General features: G+C 65.3%; 15 protein-coding genes. 10 read left to right on the top strand and 5 right to left on the bottom strand.

The genetic code is table 11. From position 1 onward, the window contains the following. Window positions 1-83 precede the first annotated feature (83 nt). The 4 genes from AOT87_RS20330 to nudC all read left to right on the top strand — a co-directional run bounded on the left by AOT87_RS20330 (window position 84) and on the right by nudC (window position 8,561). Entirely contained in the window at window positions 84-3,260 is a 3,177-nt protein-coding gene (locus AOT87_RS20330; protein ID WP_057966897.1) for an ATP-dependent DNA helicase, read from the top strand. After that, complete coding sequence (locus AOT87_RS20325) at window positions 3,257-6,499, top strand: ATP-dependent DNA helicase (protein WP_057966898.1); 3,243 nt, start codon at window positions 3,257-3,259, stop codon at window positions 6,497-6,499. Before AOT87_RS20330 ends, AOT87_RS20325 begins: the two co-directional genes overlap by 4 nt. 72 nt (window positions 6,500-6,571) lie before the next feature. Then, window positions 6,572-7,657 (top strand): potassium channel protein, encoded by a 1,086-nt coding sequence (locus AOT87_RS20320; RefSeq protein ID WP_030096957.1) that lies wholly within the window; start codon window positions 6,572-6,574, stop codon window positions 7,655-7,657. Window position 7,658: 1 nt separating this feature from the next. Further along, entirely contained in the window at window positions 7,659-8,561 is a 903-nt protein-coding gene (gene nudC / locus AOT87_RS20315) for an NAD(+) diphosphatase (RefSeq protein ID WP_057966899.1), read from the top strand. Window positions 8,562-8,579: 18 nt separating this feature from the next. Here nudC and AOT87_RS20310 read toward each other — a convergent pair whose 3' ends face one another. Then, window positions 8,580-8,852, bottom strand: coding sequence for a mycoredoxin (locus AOT87_RS20310; protein WP_057966900.1), 273 nt, complete (start codon window positions 8,850-8,852; stop codon window positions 8,580-8,582). 99 nt (window positions 8,853-8,951) lie between these two features. Between AOT87_RS20310 and AOT87_RS20305 the strand changes: the two genes are divergently transcribed. The 4 genes from AOT87_RS20305 (at window position 8,952) to AOT87_RS20290 (ending at window position 12,726) form a co-directional block, all read left to right on the top strand. Beyond that, window positions 8,952-11,021: an ATP-dependent DNA helicase UvrD2 gene (locus AOT87_RS20305; protein WP_057966901.1), complete on the top strand. Its 2,070-nt coding sequence runs from the start codon at window positions 8,952-8,954 to the stop codon at window positions 11,019-11,021. A 55-nt stretch (window positions 11,022-11,076) separates the two neighbouring features. Then, window positions 11,077-11,901: a dienelactone hydrolase family protein gene (locus tag AOT87_RS20300; protein ID WP_057966902.1), complete on the top strand. Its 825-nt coding sequence runs from the start codon at window positions 11,077-11,079 to the stop codon at window positions 11,899-11,901. A gap of 166 nt (window positions 11,902-12,067) precedes the next feature. Further along, window positions 12,068-12,271, top strand: a complete 204-nt coding sequence (locus AOT87_RS20295; RefSeq protein ID WP_030096962.1) for a hypothetical protein — start codon at window positions 12,068-12,070, stop codon at window positions 12,269-12,271. A 170-nt stretch (window positions 12,272-12,441) separates the two neighbouring features. Further along, window positions 12,442-12,726 carry a WhiB family transcriptional regulator gene (locus AOT87_RS20290; RefSeq protein WP_070940605.1) on the top strand — a complete coding sequence of 95 codons (285 nt, stop codon included), beginning with the start codon at window positions 12,442-12,444 and terminating at the stop codon, window positions 12,724-12,726. Between the two features lie 67 nt (window positions 12,727-12,793). Here the strand turns inward: AOT87_RS20290 and AOT87_RS20285 are convergent, their stop codons facing one another. Together AOT87_RS20285 and AOT87_RS20280 are read right to left on the bottom strand one after the other, a co-directional pair. Continuing rightward, window positions 12,794-14,143, bottom strand: a complete 1,350-nt coding sequence (locus tag AOT87_RS20285) for an AarF/UbiB family protein (RefSeq protein WP_057966903.1) — start codon at window positions 14,141-14,143, stop codon at window positions 12,794-12,796. 93 nt (window positions 14,144-14,236) lie between these two features. Continuing rightward, a complete protein-coding gene (locus AOT87_RS20280; protein ID WP_057969882.1) occupies window positions 14,237-14,803 on the bottom strand; it encodes a TetR family transcriptional regulator in 567 nt (188 codons plus the stop codon). A 113-nt stretch (window positions 14,804-14,916) separates the two neighbouring features. On the opposite strand from AOT87_RS20280, the gene AOT87_RS20275 reads away from it, so the two are divergent. Both AOT87_RS20275 and AOT87_RS20270 read left to right on the top strand, forming a co-directional pair. After that, the gene (locus AOT87_RS20275; RefSeq protein WP_057969883.1) at window positions 14,917-15,693 is read left to right on the top strand and encodes an SDR family oxidoreductase; all 777 of its coding nucleotides are present in this window, start codon (window positions 14,917-14,919) and stop codon (window positions 15,691-15,693) included. After that, window positions 15,686-16,087, top strand: coding sequence for a heme-binding protein (locus tag AOT87_RS20270; RefSeq protein WP_057969884.1), 402 nt, complete (start codon window positions 15,686-15,688; stop codon window positions 16,085-16,087). The genes AOT87_RS20275 and AOT87_RS20270 overlap by 8 nt, the downstream gene beginning before the upstream one ends. Here the strand turns inward: AOT87_RS20270 and AOT87_RS20265 are convergent. Further along, on the bottom strand, window positions 16,084-17,415 hold the full coding sequence (locus AOT87_RS20265) for an AarF/UbiB family protein (RefSeq protein WP_057966988.1): 1,332 nt from the start codon (window positions 17,413-17,415) through the stop codon (window positions 16,084-16,086). The two genes, AOT87_RS20270 and AOT87_RS20265, sit on opposite strands and share 4 nt — an antisense overlap. Before the next feature lie 56 nt (window positions 17,416-17,471). Next, window positions 17,472-18,821 (bottom strand): AarF/UbiB family protein, encoded by a 1,350-nt coding sequence (locus tag AOT87_RS20260; RefSeq protein WP_030096966.1) that lies wholly within the window; start codon window positions 18,819-18,821, stop codon window positions 17,472-17,474. Window positions 18,822-18,857: the final 36 nt, after the last annotated feature.

Genomic DNA, 18,857 nt, shown 5'->3' with positions numbered 1-18,857 from the left:
ATCCTGCCACGATCCGCGGGTGATCTCCGCGCGGGACACCCAGGTCAGGTCCGGTTGTCAGACCCTCGTGCTGTGATCTGCACATGCCGGCGCCGACCACCTCCCCCCGATCGTGGGATGGCGCGGCGGCAGATCTGCTGGACCCGGCCCGGCAAGGCCGGTTCGTCGTGGTCGGCGGTAGCGGAACCGGCAAGACGAGCCTGCTGGTAGACATCGTGGCGGCGCGGACCGCCGCGGGTGTGAGCCCGGAATCCATTCTCGTGCTCACCGGTTCCACCCGGGCCAGCATCGAGCTGCGCAGCCGGATCTCTGCGGCGGTGTTCGAGCGCCGCGGAACCATCGCCATCCGTGAACCCATGGTCCGCACCGTGCACTCGTATGCCTTCGCCATGCTTGCCGCCCACGCGGCCCGTCAGGGCAATCCGCCGCCGCGTTTGATCACCGCTGCCGAACAGGACAGCATTGTGCGGGACTTATTGTGCGGCAACGCTGAAGACAATGGCGGCTCCTGGCCCGCCTCGCTGCGGCCCGCGCTGACGACGGCCGGGTTTGCGACCGGTGTTCGAGATTTCATGGCGCGGTGCACCGAGCGCGGTGTGGACGCCAGAGACCTTCGCGCTATCGGGCGGCGGCACAACCGACCGGAGTGGGTCGCGGTTGCCGACCTTGCGCGACAGTATGAGGAGGTCATGCTGCTGCGGTCCTCGGTGGGGATGGCGGCTCCACAGGCCACGGTGCCCGCACTCGGCGCAGCCGAGTTGGTGGGATCGGCACTGGAAATCTTCGCTGTCGATCCGGGAATCCTTGCCGCCGAACGCGATCGGATCGGCCTTCTTCTCGTTGACGATTCCCAGCATCTTGATCCGCAGGGGGCGCTGTTGGTGCGACTGCTGGCGGGGGGCGCCTCGCTGTCGGTGTGCACCGGTGACCCCAATCAAACCGTGTTCGGATTCCGCGGGGCCGACGCCCGGCTGTTGCAGACCGGCGCCGACGACGGGGCCACGACCATCGAACTTCACAGTTCATATCGCTGCGCGGCACCGGTCGCCGAACTTGCGAACACGGTGGCGAGACGGCTGCCGGGAAGCTCGCCCGCCCGCGTGATCGAGGGGGCGGAGAGTGCTCCGGGGGCTGCCGTGCGTCTTGCCGCCGTGCCCACCGAAACCGCGGAGGCATCTCTGGTTGTCGACCTGCTGCGACGCTCCCACTTGATCGATGGGGTGCCGTGGTCTCAGATGGCAGTCGTCGTCAGGTCGGTGCCGCGCAGTGGCGCGGCTCTGCGCCGCGCTCTGCAGTCGGCCGGTGTCCCGGTGCACGCGGAGTCCTACGACGGTCCGGTGGCCGCTGTTCCAGCCGTACATGCGCTGCTGCTGGCGGTGTCCTGTGCGCAAGGCAGTCTGAACGACGAGGATGCGGTGACATTGGTGACCGGCCCGATCGGGCGCGTGGATCCGGTAGCGCTCAGGCGGTTACGTCGCCAACTGTTGCGGGCCGAGGAAGCTGCGGGAGGGGATGCGAACAGCGCTGCGCTGTTGCGTTCGGTTCTGGTGGACGCCGAAGACACGCGCCTCAGGGCGCTCACCGATATCCAGGCCGCACCACTGCGGCGCGTGCGTGCGGTGATCGCCGCTGCGCGCGAGGCCATCACGTCTGATGCAGGCGTCCTCGATGTGCTGTGGGCAGCCTGGATCCGATCGGGTCTGCAACGCCGTTGGGACGGGCTGTCGCAACGTGGGGGTCCACTGGGCGCGCAAGCAGACCGGGACCTCGATGCGGTGTCCGCACTGTTCGACCTGGCATCCGAACATGTGGCGCGCACACCAGGCATCGGAGTGACGGGATTGATCGACCACATCCGGTCGTTGGCGCTCGCGGGTCAGCGCGCGGCGGGTGAGCCCGACGCGGTCTCCATCGTCAGTGCGCACGCTGCCGTGGGCCGGCAGTGGGATGTGGTCGCGATCCCCGGTGTGCAAGAAGGGCTGTGGCCGAACACGGCGCCACGGGGCGGGGTGCTGCGCACCCAGGAGCTGATGGATGTGCTGGCGGGCATTGACCACGCCGCGTATGTCGACGGGGCGGCGGTGGCACTCGCTGAGGAGCGTCGGCTGCTGCTGCTGGCAGTGGGCAGGGCGGCTCGCCTCGTTCTTGTCTCGGCCGTCGACAACGAGAATGCCGATGTGGGCGGCGGCTCCGCGATGGCCTCCCGTTTTCTCACCGAGCTCATGGTCGCGCATCCGCAATGGGTGATGCCGGAATATCGCGCGGGAGTGCCGGAGTCCCGGACCTTGACCACCGCCAGTCTCGTCGGCGAACTGCGGGCCGTCGTGACCGCATCCGCGGGTACCGTGAGCGATGCCCGTCGTCGCGCGGCGGCGCGTCAGCTGGCTCGCCTCGCGGAGGCCGGTGTTTCCGGCGCAGACCCCGGGTCTTGGTACGGGCTCGCCGATGTCAGTAGCGAGGATCCCCTATGGCACGCTGAGGACGGCCCGGTCCGCTTGTCGCCGTCCAATGTCGAGACGCTGATGGCCTGCCCGCTGCGCTGGCTGCTGGAACGGCATGGCGGCACGGATCTGACCGATCCGCGCCGTGCGCTCGGAACATTGGTGCATGCGCTCGTCGGTGAGCATCCCGCGGATAACGAGGCCATGTACCGCGAGCTCGACAAGGCTTGGGAATCAATGTCATTCGAGTCACAGTGGTATGCGCGTAACGAGCTACGCAGGCATCATGAACTGCTGGAGGCCTTTTCCGCGTGGCGTATGGCGACGCGCGGTGAACTCACCGAAGTTGGTCGAGAGATCGGCGTCGACGGAGTGCTCACGCACGCCGATCACCCGCAGGTGCGGCTGGTCGGTCGCATCGACCGGTTGGAACGTGACGCCGAGGGACGCGCCGTCGTCATCGATATCAAGACCGGCAAGAGCCCCGCCACCAAGGACGACGCGCAACAACACGCTCAGCTCGCCACCTACCAGGTCGCCGCTGCCGAAGGTCTCATCGCCGGACAACCCGCGGGTGAGCCCGGTGGTGGCCGATTGGTGTACGTCGCGAAACCGAACCTCGATGACGGGGCCACTCAACGCCATCAGGATCCGTTGACGCCTGCCGCTCAGCAGGCCTGGCGTGACACCATCCACACTGCGGCGGCCAACACGAAGGGGCCGCTGTTCATCGCCCGGGTCAATGATGGATGCGGGCACTGCCCGCTACGCGTATGCTGCCCCGCACAGGCAGAAGGGCAGGCGGTGTGCCAGTCGTGAGCACCTACTCTCCTTCCGAACTATCCAGGGCTTTAGGGCTTTTCGAGCCCACCGACGAGCAGGCCGCCGTCATCGGCGCGCCACCTGGCCCGATGGTGGTCATCGCGGGTGCTGGGGCGGGTAAGACCGAGACGATGGCCGCGCGGGTGGTGTGGTTGGTGGCCAACGGCTATGCCACCCCTGGCCAAGTGCTCGGGTTGACCTTCACACGCAAGGCGGCGGGCCAGTTGTTGCGCCGGGTCAGATCGCGACTGGCCCGGCTGGCGGGAAGCGGGATCATGGCTCCCGTCAGGGCCGACGAGCCCGATCCGGTGATCGCCACGTACCACGCCTATGCGGGAAACCTGCTGCGCGAGCATGGATTGCTGTTGCCCATGGAGCCCAACGCGCGGCTGCTGACGGAAACGCAGTTGTGGCAGCTGGCGTTCCGGATGGTCTGTGACTTCGATGGGGATTTGGACACGGAGAAGACGCCCGGCGCGGTCACCGCTCAGGTGCTCGCGCTGGCCGGTCAGCTGTCCGAACATCTGGTGGACACCACCGATCTGCTCTCCTCGCACGATGAGCTGGAACAGCTGATTCACACTCTGCCCCCGGGCCCGTACCAGCGGGAGGGCCGCCCAAGCGCCTGGCTGCTGCGTCTGATCGAGACACAGCATGAACGAACGCAGCTCGTCGCGATCGTCGCCCAGCTGATGGAGCAGATGCGTGCCCGCGGTGTCCTCGATTTCGGAGCACAGATGTCGCTGTCGGCCCGTCTGGCCGCCGAACACCCCATCGTCGGACAGACCCAGCGAGATCGTTATCGGGTAGTGCTTCTCGACGAGTACCAGGACACCGGGCATGCTCAGCGCATCCTGTTGTCGTCGTTGTTCGGGCGCGGCGTCGATCCCGAGCTGGCGTTGACGGCGGTGGGTGATCCCATCCAGTCCATCTATGGCTGGCGGGGCGCCTCGGCGACGAACCTGCCCCGATTCACCACCGATTTCCCGCTGCCGGACGGTTCACCGGCGCCCACACGGGAGTTGCGCACCAGTTGGCGTAACCCGCCGGAGGCTCTGCACTTGGCCAACGCCGTGTCCGAGGAAGCGCGACGGCGCTCGGTGGCGGTGCGGCCGCTGCGCCCCCGCCCGGACGCTACCTCCGGCAACATCGCCTGCGCGCTCTTCGGCGATATCGTCGCCGAACGCGAATGGGTCGCAACGAAACTGGCCTCTGTGTACGAGGGGGCACGTCGCGGCGGGAACCGTCCGCCGTCGTCGGCGGTGCTGGTCCGCCGCAACAGTGATGCCGCCCCCATGGCTGAGGTCCTTGCTGCGCACGGTGTTCCGGTCGAAGTGGTCGGCTTGACGGGTCTGCTCGGTCTTCCTGAGGTCGCCGACACCGTGGCGATGCTTCGTCTTGTCGCGGACCCGACCGCGGGTCCGGCTGCCCTGCGGGTGTTGACCGGCCCGCGATGGCGCCTTGGCGCTCACGACCTGGCCGTGTTGTGGCGGCGGGCGATGGGGTTTGGTCGCGCCGGCTCCGACATGGCAGGGGAGAATGCCGACATACCGTGTCTGGCCGATGCCATCAGCGATCCCGGTGCACCCGAACAGTATTCGGTGGAGGGCTGGACGCGCCTGACGGCCTTGCGGCGGGAACTGACCGCATTGCGCACCCGGCTCGGTATGCCGCTCACCGACCTGATCTGCGAGGTGCAGCGAGTGTTGGCGCTGGATGTCGAACTCATCGCGGGGCAACGCAGCAGCGGCCTGGACCAGCTGCGCGCATTCACCGATGTGGCCGCCGGATTCGCCGAGGCTGCCGACCAGAGCGACCCGGTGAGCGTGATCGCCGCGTTCCTGCAATACCTGGATGCGGCATGGGAGGTCGAAAAAGGCTTCGCGCCGGTGGAAGTCGCGAGTAGCCCGGGCAGGGTACAGATTCTGACCGTGCATTCGGCCAAGGGTTTGGAATGGGATGTGGTGGCGGTTCCGCATCTGAGTGCCGGGGTGTTTCCCTCGGGTGTGGCCGCGCCGACCTGGCTGACAAGTGCCACCGAGCTGCCGCCATTGGTGCGCGGTGACCGCGCCACCCTCGGAGATCGTTTCGGGGTTCCGCAGCTGGACACCGAGGGCATCACGAACCGCAAACAACTCTCCGACGCCATCGCGCGACACAAGGACAGCCTGGCCACTCGCCGGATCGACGAGGAACGCCGACTGCTGTACGTGGCGGTCACCAGGTCGGCCGAGCATCTCTTCGTCTCCGGACACCACTGGGGCCAGACCGGACTCAAACCCAAGGGGCCGTCCGATTTTCTGGTCGAGCTGCGCGATGTCATCGAAGACGCGATCACCCAGGGCATCCCGTGCGGAATTGTCGAGGAATGGGCCCCCGCGCCTGCGGCCGGCGAGCGCAACCCCATGCTCGATCAGACCGTTGAGGCGCAATGGCCCGCCGACCCGCTGGCGGGCAGGCGCGGCGATATCGAAGCAGGGGCGCAGCTGGTGCGCGAGGCGCTCGCCGATACCGCCGCGCCGGCCGAGGATGAGGATCCCGACGGCTGGGCCGCCGATGTCGACGCTCTATTGCGCGAACGAGAGCAGGCCCATCGTCGTCCGGAACGGACTCTTCCTCAGCATCTTTCGGTGACCAGCCTGGTCGAGCTGCGTCAGGATCCGCAGGCGCTCGCGCGCAGGCTTGCCCGCCCGCGCCCCACACGTCCGGACCTCGAAGCCCGGCGCGGCACCGCCTTCCACTCCTGGGTGCAGCGCCACTACGGAGCGGTGCGTCTCATCGATTTCGAAGATCTGCCGGGCGACGGCTACGGGGAGTTCGAAGACGCCGAGGATCTCGCGGCCCTGCAGTCGGCCTTCCTCGCCTCGGAATGGGCGGATCGCACGCCCGTCGATATCGAGGTGCCGTTCGAGATCTCTGTCGCCGGGACCGCCGTCCGCGGCCGGATCGACGCGGTGTTCGGACCCGACAACAGCACAGAGGGAATCTGGACAGTGGTGGACTGGAAGACCGGGCATGAGCCGTCAGGTACCGAGATGGAAGCCGCAGCCCTGCAGCTGGCCGCGTACCGGCACGCCTGGGCGGCGTTGCAGAACATCGATCCGGCGCGGGTGCGCGCGGTGTTCCACTACGTGCGGACGGGGCGCACGGTGGCGCCTGCCGAACTGCCCGAGCTGCCCCAGGCAACCGAACTCGCGAAGCTGACTTCGGAGGCAACTTCGGCGCCAAGTCGCTAGCCAACGCGAATGACGGGCGCCATGTGAGTAGATTGACACCCGTGCAACCGGTGACTCGGACGCGATCGGCATATGGCCGGTAAGTTTCGCCAGCGGTTCCGTGGCATCGACCAGGCGCTGACCGCACAGCCAGACCATGCTCTTGTCGGCGTCCTGCGTATCCCGCAGAACGCCGCCAGCCCATGGCTCGCCATCGGAAAACGAATCCTCATCGCGGTCGGCACGCTCTTCGCCGCGGTGCTCGTGGTGTACGCCGATCGCAGCGGCTACCGCGATGTTGCATCCACCCCGGAGGAAAGCGATCCGCTCAGCTTCCTCGATTGCTTCTATTACGCGACCGTCTCGCTCTCCACCACCGGCTACGGCGACATCACCCCGTACACCGAGGGCGCGCGGCTGGTGAACATTCTCGTGATCACGCCGCTGCGGCTGCTGTTCCTGATCGTTCTGGTCGGCACCACGGTGGAAGCGCTCACCGAACGTTCGCGTCAAGCACTCAAGATCCAGCGATGGAGGTCCCGCGTGCGCAACCACACCGTTGTCGTCGGATACGGCACCAAGGGAAAGACCGCCGTCCAGGCGATGCTCTCCGATGGCGCTACCCCGGCCGAGATCGTGGTCGTTGACGAAGACCAGATGGCCCTGGATTCGGCGGCTGCCGCAGACCTGGTGACGGTGCGTGGCAGCGCTACCAAATCGGACGTGTTGCGGCTCGCCGGTGTGCAAAACGCCAAGTCGATCATCGTGGCCGCCAACCGGGACGATACCTCGGTGCTGGTCACGCTCACCGCACGTGAGTTGGCGCCCAACGCCAAGATCGTCGCCGCGATCCGCGAGGCAGAGAACGTACACCTGCTGCGCCAGTCGGGTGCCGACTCGGTGGTGGTCTCCTCGGAAACGGCGGGACGGCTGCTCGGCATCGCCACCTCGACACCGCGCGTCGTCGAGATGATCGAGGACCTGCTGACCCCGGAGGCAGGGTTCGCGATCGCCGAACGCGAGGTGGAGCGCAGCGAGGTAGGCGGTTCGCCGCGTCATCTCTCGGACATCGTCTTGGGTGTGGTGCGCGACGGCACCCTGCACCGGGTGGATGCGCCAGAGGTCGATTCCATCGAGGCCTCCGACCGCCTGCTCTACGTCCGCAACGCCGGAGCATGACATGACTTTCCGTCTTCGCAACATTCCGCTGCTGTCACGCGTCGGGCTCGATCGGGCCGACGAACTGCGTTCCAACCCTGAGGAATTGGCGAAGGGTTGGGCCGAGGCGGGACTGATCACGCTGGACGTGCGGGGCCGGGTGAACATTGTCGACGGGCGGGTGGTTCTCGAAGACGCCGCACGCATCGGCGATGTGCCGCCGGAGCATGCGGTGTTCCTCGGGCGCATCCCGGGCGGCCGCCATGTGTGGGCGGTGCGCGCCGAACTCGACGACAGTGCGCCCCTGCTGGATTTGCGCCGCTCCGGACAATTGTTCGACGACACCAGTGCGGCCCTGCTGGCCACCGCGATGGCGATGCTGGCCTGGCACGACAGTGCCGGTTACAGCCCCGTTGATGGATCGCCGACCACTCCGGCCAAGGGCGGTTGGGTCCGGGTGAATTCGTCGACCGGCCAGGAAGAATTTCCGCGCACCGACCCTGCTGTCATCTGCCTGGTGCACGACGGCGGTGACCGCGCGGTACTTGGTCGTCAAAAGTTCTGGCCGGAGCGGATGTTCTCGCTGCTGGCGGGTTTCGTCGAGGCGGGCGAATCGCTGGAGGCGTGTGTGGCCCGCGAGATCGCCGAGGAAGTGGGTCTGACCGTCACGGATGTGCAGTACCTGGGCAGCCAGCCGTGGCCCTTTCCACGATCGATCATGCTGGGCTTCCATGCCGTGGGCGATCCATCGCAGCCGTTCTCGTTCAACGACGGTGAAATCGCCGAAGCAGAGTGGTTTACACGCGATGAGGTGCGCGCTGCACTGGAAGCAGGGGATTGGACCACCGCGTCCGACTCGCGCCTGATGTTGCCCGGGTCGATTTCCATCGCCCGGGAGATCGTCGAATCCTGGGCTTACGCCTAAATCAACCGGGCCCTGGGTTTAGACGCCGAGCTTGGCCTTCACCTGGGACAGCGACGGATTGGTCAACGCGCTGCCATCAGGGAACTTCACGGTCGGCACGGTCTGGTTTCCGCCGTTGACGTTGGCGACATAGTCGGCCGCGGCCGGGTCCTGCTCGATATCGATCTTGGTGTAGTCGATGCCCGCGGCCTTCAGCTGCGTCTCGAGCCGACGGCAATATCCGCACCAGGTGGTGCTGTACATGATGAGGCTGGAGTCGCTCGCTGTAGTCACACCGGCATTCAACGTCATACCCCTGGTGGGTGTTCCTCCGGGGGTATGTGAGATGTCTCAACGCCGAGAACGGGGTCAGCGACCGGTGTTGTCGGCGGTTGCTGCGAAGATGGCGGGGTGGCGCGTTCTCTCCTCGATGGTCTCGACGATGAGCAGCGTGCCGCCGTCACCGCGCCGCGCGGTCCCGTCTGCGTGCTCGCCGGAGCGGGCACCGGTAAGACCCGCACCATCACCCATCGCATCGCTCACCTGGTCGAATCCGGGCATGTCGCTCCCGGTCAGATCCTCGCGGTCACCTTCACCCAACGGGCGGCAGGGGAGATGCGCGGGCGGTTACGCGACTTGGGCGTGGGATCGGCTCAGGCCGTCACGTTCCACGCCGCCGGTCTGCGGCAGCTTCGCTACTTCTGGCCGCAGCTGGTCGGCGATACACGCTGGGAGCTCATCGACAGCAAGTTCACCATCGTGGCCCAGGCCGCCAACCGCGCCAAGCTGAGCACCAGCACCGACACCGTGCGCGACCTAGCCGGTGAAATCGAGTGGGCCAAGGCCTCTTTGATCAGCCCCGAGGCCTATCCGGCGGCCGCGGCCAAGTTCGCGCGGGATACGCCGGTGCCCGCCGAGCAGGTCGCGAAGGTCTACGCCGGTTACGAGAAGCTCAAGGCCCGGCCGGACGGATCAACCCTGCTTGATTTCGATGACCTGCTGCTGCACACCGCGGCAGCCATCGAGAACTCCGCATCGGTGGCCGACGAGTTCCGGGATCGCTATCGCTGTTTCGTAGTCGATGAATACCAGGACGTCACCCCACTGCAGCAGCGGGTGCTCGACGCGTGGCTGGGCCCCCGCGACGACCTGACCGTTGTGGGTGACGCCAACCAGACCATCTATTCGTTCACCGGCGCCACCCCGCAGTATCTGCTGGGCTTTTCCCGCAGATTTCCCGAAGCGACAGTGGTCCGTCTTGAGCGTGACTATCGCTCGACCCCGCAAGTGGTTTCGCTGGCCAACCGGCTGATCGCCGCGGCGCAAGGACGGGTGGCGGGCAGCAAGCTGCAACTTATCGGTCAACGGGCCGAAGGGCCTACCCCCAGATTCTCCGAACACGACGACGAGGCCGCCGAGGCGAAGTCCGTGGCGAAATCGATTGCGACACTGTTGGAATCCGGAACCCCGGCATCGGAAATCGCGGTGCTGTACCGGATCAACGCGCAGTCAGAGGTATACGAGGAGGCGCTCACCGAGGCGGGCATACCGTTCCAGGTGCGTGGTGGTGAAGGGTTCTTCACACGCCAGGAGGTGCGGCAGGCGCTGGTGGCGCTGCAGCGTGCCGCAGAGCGAGATCATGCAGATACTCCTGTGCCGCAACAGGTTCGGGAGATTCTGGAGCCGCTGGGTTTGTCGACCGAGGAGCCGCACGGCGCCCAGGCGCGTGAGCGGTGGGAATCACTGCGCGCGCTCGTGGAACTCGCCGAGGAAGAATGTGTCCGTCTGCCGGAGCTGGATCTGTCGGGGCTCGTGCGCGAACTGCGGGTGCGGGCCGAGGCGCGTCACCCACCGACCGTGCAAGGCGTGACGCTTGCCTCGTTGCATGCGGCCAAGGGCCTGGAATGGGATGCGGTGTTCCTGGTGGGGCTGGCCGACGGCACCCTGCCCATCTCGCATGCCCTGTCGCGTGCCGGCGATATCGAACCGGTCGAAGAGGAGCGGCGGCTGCTGTACGTCGGGATCACCCGTGCGCGTGTGCATCTGAACCTGAGTTGGGCGCTCGCGCGCGCGGCCGGTGGCCGCAAGTCCCGCAAGCATTCGCGGTTTCTCAACGGAATCGCCCCCACCGCGCAACTCCCGGCCGCTGCTACGCCAAGACGTCGGGGCAGCGGTGCGCGCTGCCGAATCTGCAATGCCGCGCTCAGCACTCCGGCGGCGGTAATGCTTCGGCGTTGCGAGAGCTGCCCATCCGATATCGATGAGGAACTCCTTGTCGCGCTCAAGGATTGGCGGCTCAAGACGGCCAAGGAGATGAAGGTGCCCGCGTTCGTGGTGTTCACCGACAACACCTTGATCGCCATCGCCGAGCTTCTTCCGGGGGATGACGCCGCCCTAGTGGCCATTCCCGGAATAGGCGCGCGCAAGCTGGAGCAGTACGGACCCGATGTACTGCGTTTGGTCCGTGCCAGAGCCTCGTAGTTCCTTGTTCAACACGTGTCTAGCGCGCAGCGCAATCTCGTCCTAGGCTCGCCCCATGGCCGACGATGACCTCCGCGATTTCGAAGCAGGCACCTTCACGCACGAGGGTGAAACCAAGATCGTGTTGAGAAAGGGCAGTGGACCGGCGGTGATCGTCATCGCCGAGATGCCGGGAATCACCCCGAAGGTCGCCAACTTCGCACGCAAGGTGGCCGACATCGGCTGCACCGCCGTCATGCCGCACCTGTTTGGGAATCCCGGACAGAACACGGACCCCCGGGAAGAGGGGTGGTTGCGTACCGCGACCTATATGGCGTCCTCGATGTTCCGCGGCTGCGTGAGCCGCGAATTCACGGTCCTGGCCACCGGAAAGAGCTCCCCGGTGGTGGCGTGGTTGCGGGCACTCGCTCAGAACGAGCACGAGCGCAACGGCGGTCCCGGGGTGGGTGCCATCGGTATGTGTTTCACCGGGGGATACGCGCTGGCCATGGCGGCCGATGACAGGCTGTTGGCGCCCGTGCTGTCGCAGCCATCGCTGCCGTTCGGGCTCACCAAGTCGCATCGCTACAACATCGATATTTCTCCGGAGGACCTGCAGAAGGTCAAGCATCGCTGTCAGCACGACGGGCTCACGGTGCTCGGTATGCGCTTCACCTCCGACAAGCTGGTGCCTGCCGAGCGATTCCAGTTCCTCAGAGATGAGCTGGGGGATGCGTTTGTCGCCATCGAATTGCCCGGCGACGTGGCCAACCCCCATTCGCCGATGCCGGCGCATTCGGTGGTCACCGAACATCTCATCGACGAGCCGGGACAGCCCACGCGCGCGGCCCTGGATCAGGTATTGGATCTGTTCCGTTCCCGACTACTGACATCTGTGTAACCGGAGATCCGGAAAAGATGCCAGTTCGGAAAAACTGGTTTTGAAGTATCGCCGCAGGTCAAAAATAACTTGTCAACCAATAGATGACCTTTTACTCTGGGCTTCAGGAATTCGCGAGGATTCCAGACCAGACCTGTTCACGAGTGAGTAGACGGAAGGAGGAGCGATGAACACACCCACCAATTACGGCGACACCTTGTGGCGTGATGCCCATGGTGCCTTTGTCGTATCGCCGCTCGCTCCGCCGTCGCTCCTGACGCATGCCGCCGCTGCCAAGCCGGCGGCTCAGAGCATGTCGGCCGTCGGCATTAAGCACCGCGCCGCCGTCGCCGCCGCGAATGTCGCGTCCGTGAATAGGGGATACATCTAGGTAGCCCCTCAACCGCCTCCCAGGCCACGGACCCGACACCACCGGGATCCGTGGCCACTTTTGTTTGAGCCCCAAAACCTCAGACGTGGTTCCGGATCTCGATCGATAAGACACCGATACGAGACCAGCAGTTTTACGAGGAACCGAAGAGGAAGCAGGTGAACGGACACATGATGACCGTCGAAGTGGAGGCCCGAAGACTCGCGCTACCGTGCCACGTCGCGGATGCGGACCTGTGGTTCGCGGAAAGCCCGGCGGACCTGGAACGGGCTAAGACGCTGTGCGCGGACTGCCCGATCCGGACGCAGTGCCTGGCTGCGGCGCTGGATCGCGCGGAGCCCTGGGGCGTGTGGGGTGGCGAGATCCTGGAGCAGGGTGCCATCGTGGCGCGTAAGCGTCCGCGTGGACGCCCGCGCAAGAACTCGCTGCCGGCCGCAGATCCCGCCGCGGCATGACCCGGCATGTTGTGGGCCTCGACAACCAATGCTCCCCATCGCCATGTGGCGGTGGGGAGCATTGTCATCAGGGCGTTTTCGCGTTCGGTTCGAAGAACCCCGGCATCCATTCCTCGGCGATCGCCGCGTAGTTCACGTGCGCGCCGAGCTGCACCAGAACCCCGATCATTCCGCCGAGCGTGCGCAGCAGCATGACGTAACCCGGCGGCACCGTCATCTGACGTGCCAGCTTGAATCGTTCGGTGAATCCCTCGTCCAGGAGGTCCGTCGATGCCACCGCGGCTTGCTGGAACCATTCACGCGTGAAATGGAATTCACCGGAGCGCAGCGGATCGACATAGGGCCACAGCGGCCGGATGTAGTCCATCACCTGATCCCCGGACAGCTGGACCTCCGGTGGCATGAATCCGAGCTGCTTGATGAGCCGGATCACCTGCTCCCACTGCTCATCTCGGGCCCAGCACAGCACCTCGCCGAATTCGGGCGGAATGCCGCCGGGGTGCTCGGAGACCGCGCCGAAATCGATGATGCCGAAACGCCCATCGGGTAACAGCATGAAGTTGCCCGGATGCGGGTCGGCGTGCACCAAGCCCACCTTTTCCGGTGACTTGACCGTGAATTCGAGCATCAAGGCGCCGGCGGAGTCCCGTTCCTCGCGGGTGCCCTCGGAGATGATCTTCGAGAGCCGCCGCCCCTCCATCCACTCGGCGATGATCACCTTGGGTGCGCTCGCGACCACCGCCGGGACGAAGAACTCCGGATCTTCGGTGAAGGCCTTCGCGAATGCACGCTGGTTGGACGCCTCCTGGCGGTAGTCCAGTTCGGCCTCGATGCGGTCGCTGATCTCGGCCACCAGCCTGTCGATATCTGCTTTGGGCGCAATCTGTTTGGCCAGCGGCGTCATCCGCTGGATCAGCTTGAGATCGGCGCGCAGCGCATCGTCGGCGCCCGGGTACTGGATCTTGACGGCCACCTCGCGGCCGTCCTTCCAAATCCCCTTGTGCACCTGGCCGATGCTGGCCGAGGCGACGGGCGTGTCGTCGAAGGACTGGAATCGGTCGCGCCACTTGGTGCCGAGCTGTGCGTCGAGCACCCGATGCACCTTGGCCGCGGGCAGGGGCGGTGCCTCGCTCTGCAGTTTGACCAGAGCCTCACGGAACGGATCGGCGAACTGCGGCGGTATCGCCGCCTCCATCACCGACAGGGCCTGGCCGACCTTCATGGCGCCGCCCTTGAGCTCACCGAGCACGTTGAACAGTTCGTCGGCGGCCTTCTCCAGGAGTTCGGCGTTGACCTCATCGGCCGAGGTCCCGGTCAGCCGTTTGCCCACTCCGATGACCGCGCGACCGGCCATCCCCGCGGGCAGGCTTGCCAGTTTGGTCATTCGGCTGAGCCCGCCGCGACGAATATCTGCCATGTCAGCCCCATACCCTTCCGGTCCGGCATCGTTGCCGTGACGTCCTCACGGAAGAGTAGCCGTGTGGCTCCTGCGTTGTGCGGCCGCCGCCGATCAGGACTGCCGGCGTAGTGGCGCCGTCATGGCGGCGACGCTCTGGACCATCAGGGTTCGTCGGCTCGTCATCGTCTGGCTATTGGTTGCCGTTATGGACGAATCCGAAGTCAACGCGGGCGAGGCGCTGAACCATGCGGTGACCAGGCCCAGAACCAGCACCAGGACATCCACCGCGTGATCGCCGTACTGTCCGCGCAGGGCATCGGTCTTGGTGCGGTATGTCTGGGCCTCTTGGGTGGTGGTTGTCGGTCGTTCCAGGTTGGCCCAGACGGTCAGGCGAAGGGTTGCCGGATGAGCAAGCAGGTAGTCGAAGAGTCGCCCGGCGTAGTCCGCCAGGTCGTCGGGATTGAATTGCACGTCGCCGGCCATGGTCGTAAGGGCGTCGGCCACCACGAGATCGAAGAGGTGTTCCTTGGGGCCGAAATGCGCGTAGATCGAGCGTTTGTTAGCCGCGGCATGCTCGGCGACCCGGTCTATGCGCGCTCCCGCGAGGCCGAACTCGGCAAACTCCTGACGTGCTGCGGCGAGGATTCGGCGCTTCGTCTCGGTTGAGTCGGGAGGCACGCGGGGAGAATACTTGGCTCGTATGTAACTAACCGGTTATTGACAAACGGGAAATGGGCGGGCAGGCTCGGCGTTGCCCATGTGGCACTTCCGATACCTCTGAAGGGAAATGCATGCCGAAGAAGATCCTGATTACCGGTGCGAGTTCCGGCTTCGGTCGAGGGGCCGCTATCGAACTCGCACGTCTTGGACACGACGTGGTGGCTACGGCGGAGACCTGGCCGCAGGTACGCAGTCTGCGCGCCGATGCCGTCGAGGCAGGCGTCGATGTGGAGGTCATCAAGCTCAACCTCCTCGACGAGATCGATATCGAGCACGCCGCCAGCTATGACCCCGATGTCTTGGTACTCAATGCCGGGGTGATGGAGAGCGGCTCGGTCATCGATATCCCGTTGGCGCGAGTTCGTGAATCGTTCGATATCAACGTCTTCGGGCATCTGCAGCTGGCGCAGGGGATCGTGCCGAAGATGGTCGCGCGTAAGTCAGGCAAGGTGGTGTGGACGTCATCGATGGGCGGAATCTTGGTCATCCCGTTCGTGGGGGTGTACTGCGCCACTAAGCACGCCATTGAGGCGATTGCCGGTTCCATGAAGGCAGAGCTGGAGCCGCATGGCGTCAAGGTCGCCACCGTGAACCCCGGATTGTTCGGTACGGGTTTCAATGACACTGGCGCCGAGAGCCACGTGCAGTGGTATGACGCTGATCGCGCCGTGGTCCCCATGCCCGACTTCGGTTCAACCCTCGATGATCAGTTTGATCCGCAGGAAATGATCGATGCGATGGTCGAGATCATCCCGGCCGATGAGCACCTCTACCGCACGATGCGCCCTTTGGCCACGGTCGAAGTCGCCAAGGGGTGGCAGAACACGGAGTGGACGCAGAATGCCTGACATCACTCTGGAGCACGCAAACCGGCTGATATCCCGGGGCCTTGATGCAGCCGAGAATGCCGGTATGAAAGCGGTTTTCGCGGTGCTGGATAGGGGTGCGAATCTGGTCGCCTTCGTTCGCATGGATGGTGCCTGGTTAGCTTCTAACGAGCTGGCCATCGCCAAGGCCCGCACGTCTGTGATGTTCCAAGCGCCTACCGAGGGTCTGGCTGCACCACTGCAACTCGGCCAGCCAACACTGCACTTCGATCACATCCACACTGGTGGGTTGCTCCTTGTCGGTGGCGGGTTGCCCCTGTTCGATGAGAACGGCGTGTTGATCGGCGGGCTCGGGGCTTCGGGTGGATCACCCGAGCAGGATGCGGCGTTAGCACGCGCCGCCGCTGCTGCCTAGCTGGCAGCAACGGGCTCATCCTCGCGGAATCCGGGAACCCAGTCGCCGATGATCTGCGCGTACGGGACCGTCGCGTCGAGCTGGGCCAAAATGCCCGACAGACTGCCGAGAACGCGGAACATCATGAGATAGACGGGCGGCAGATCCAGATGCCGGCCGGTCTGGAACTGTGCCCCACGCAGGTCACTGGATTTGGCGGCGACCCGCTGCATCCACTTGCGGCTGAAGTGGAACTCGTCGGACTTGAGCGGATCGATGAACGGCTTGAGATACTCGTCGATCTCCTCCGGCGAGACCTCGGTGCGCGGCGGAATGAATCCCTCCGCGCGCATGAGAGGGATGAGCTCATCCCAGATCCCGTCGCGCTCCAGACGCCAGATGGGGCCCAGGTTCGGAGGGAACCCGCCCTCATGGGTGGCGACGGCGCCGAAGTCCATGACGCCGAGGCGCCCGTCGGGCAGCAGCATGAAGTTTCCGGGATGGGTGTCAGCGTGCAGCAGTCCACATCGGTACGGGGAGCTGACTGTGAATTTCAGCAGCAGGCGGCCGCACTCGTTGCGTTCGTCTTCGGTTCCGCTGCTGATGATTTCGGAGAGCTTGCGGCCCTGCATCCATTCGCTGATAACGACCTTGGGTGCCGAGGCCACGACCGGTGACACATAGAACTCGGGGTCGCCTTTGAAGGCCTTCGCGAAGGCCCGCTGATTGGTGGCCTCGATGCGGTAGTCGAGTTCTTCCTCGGTGCGCTCGATCAGTTCGTCGATGATGCTTTTGACGTCTGCTCCGGGCACGATCTGTTTGAACAGCGAGGACAACCGTTGCATGGTTTTCAGATCTGAGCGCACGGCCTCGTCGGCACCGGGGTACTGCACCTTCACCGCGACAACGCGCCCGTCGCTCCAGACAGCCTTGTGTACCTGGCCGATGCTGGCCGAGGCGACGGGCTTGTCGTCGAAGGACTGGAAACGTTCACGCCACTTGGTGCCCAGCTGTGCGTCTAGGACCCGGTGGACCTTGTCGGCGGGCAGCGGCGGGGCATCGCTTTGCAGCTTGGTCAGCGCCTCGCGGAAGGGTTCGGCAAAGGCCGGCGGGATGGCGGCCTCGAAAACGGAAAGGGCCTGCCCGAGTTTCATGGCCGCGCCCTTGAGCTCGCCGAGAACCTGGAACAGCTGTTCGGCCGCCTTCTCCATCATCTCGGCGTTGACTTCGTCCTTGGACTTGCCGGTCAAACGTTTTCCGACGCCCAGCGCGGCTCGACCGGCGATGCCTGCCGGTAGGGATGCCAGTTTTGCAGCGCGCGCGGCGCGGCCACGACGGATCTCAGCCATGCGTTACATCATGCCGGGGGCGGCGAGAGTCTGACAACGCAGGTTTTCCGTGTCACTTACGTGGCGGCCGGAGCCTTGCTGTCCTCGTGGAACCCTGGAACCCACTTGTCGATGATGGCGGCGTAGTCGACCGGGGCATCGAGCTGTGCGGCGATACCGATCAGACCGCCGAGAACCCGGAAGAACATCAGGTAATTCGGCGGCAAGTTCATCTGCCGGCTGGTCTTGAACGACTCGAGGAACTCCTGGCTGCGGAAATCGGTGGCCTTGGCGGTGAGCCGCTGCAGCCACTTGCGGCTGAAGTGGAAGGTCTCGTGGTTGAGCGGTTCGATGTACGGCTCAAGGTAGGAGTTGACCTCTTCGTGAGACACGGAGGTTGCGCTCGGCGGAATGAACCCCTCCGAACGGAGTACCTCGGTGAGCTCTTCCCACTTCTCGTCTCGGGCCAGGCGCAGGATTGGACCGAAGCCCGCGGGCAGACCACCCTCGTGCGCGGCGCAGGCGCCGAAGTCCATGATTCCGAACCGGCCGTCTTCGAGCAGCATGAAGTTCCCGGGGTGGGTGTCTGCGTGCAGCAGGCCACACCGATACGGCGAGCTGATGCTGAATTCGAGGAGGAAATGCGCGCACTTGCTGCGTTCCTCTTCGGTGCCCTTGGCGATGATTTCGGAGAGCTTCCGGCCCTGCATCCACTCGGTGATGATCACCTTGGGGGACGAGGCCACGACCGAGGGGACGTAGAACTCGGGGTCGTCCTTGAAAGCCTTGACGAAGGTGCGCTGGTTGGTGGCCTCGATGCGGTAGTCGAGTTCTTCCTCGGTGCGCTCGATGAGTTCGTCGACGATGGCCTTGATATCGGCGCCCGGAGCCACCTGCTTGAACAACGAAGACAGACGCTGAATGGTTTTCAGGTCCGAGCGGACAGCCTCGTCGGCGCCCGGGTACTGCACTTTGACCGCGACGGTCCGGCCGTCCTTCCAGACGGCCTTGTGTACCTGGCCGATGCTGGCCGAGGCGACGGGCTTGTCGTCGAAGGATTGGAAACGTTCGCGCCACTTGGTGCCCAGCTGTGCGTCCAGGACGCGGTGGACCTTATCGGCGGGCAGCGGCGGCGCATCGCTTTGCAGCTTGGTCAGCGCCTCGCGGTACGGCTCCCCGAATTCGGGGGGAATCGCGGCCTCCATCACCGAGAGCATCTGGCCGATCTTCATGGCCGCGCCCTTGAGCTCGCCGAGAACCTGGAACAGCTGCTCGGCAGCCTTCTCGACGAGTTCGGCATTCACTTCGTCTTTGGATTTCCCGGCGATCCGTTTACCCACACCGAGCGCGGCACGGCCCGCGATTCCGGCCGGAAGCGATGCGAGTTTTGCGGCGCGTGCGGCGCGGCCACGACGGATCTCTGCCATGTGCACATCATGCCCGGTCGTGATGAAGTTAACAAA

It is taken from the genome of Mycobacteroides sp. H003, from assembly GCF_001440135.1.
GTDB lineage: Bacteria > Actinomycetota > Actinomycetes > Mycobacteriales > Mycobacteriaceae > Mycobacterium > Mycobacterium gwanakae.
The sequence above is the reverse complement of the archived record's forward strand: the minus strand, read 5'-3'. Positions and strand labels throughout refer to the sequence as shown.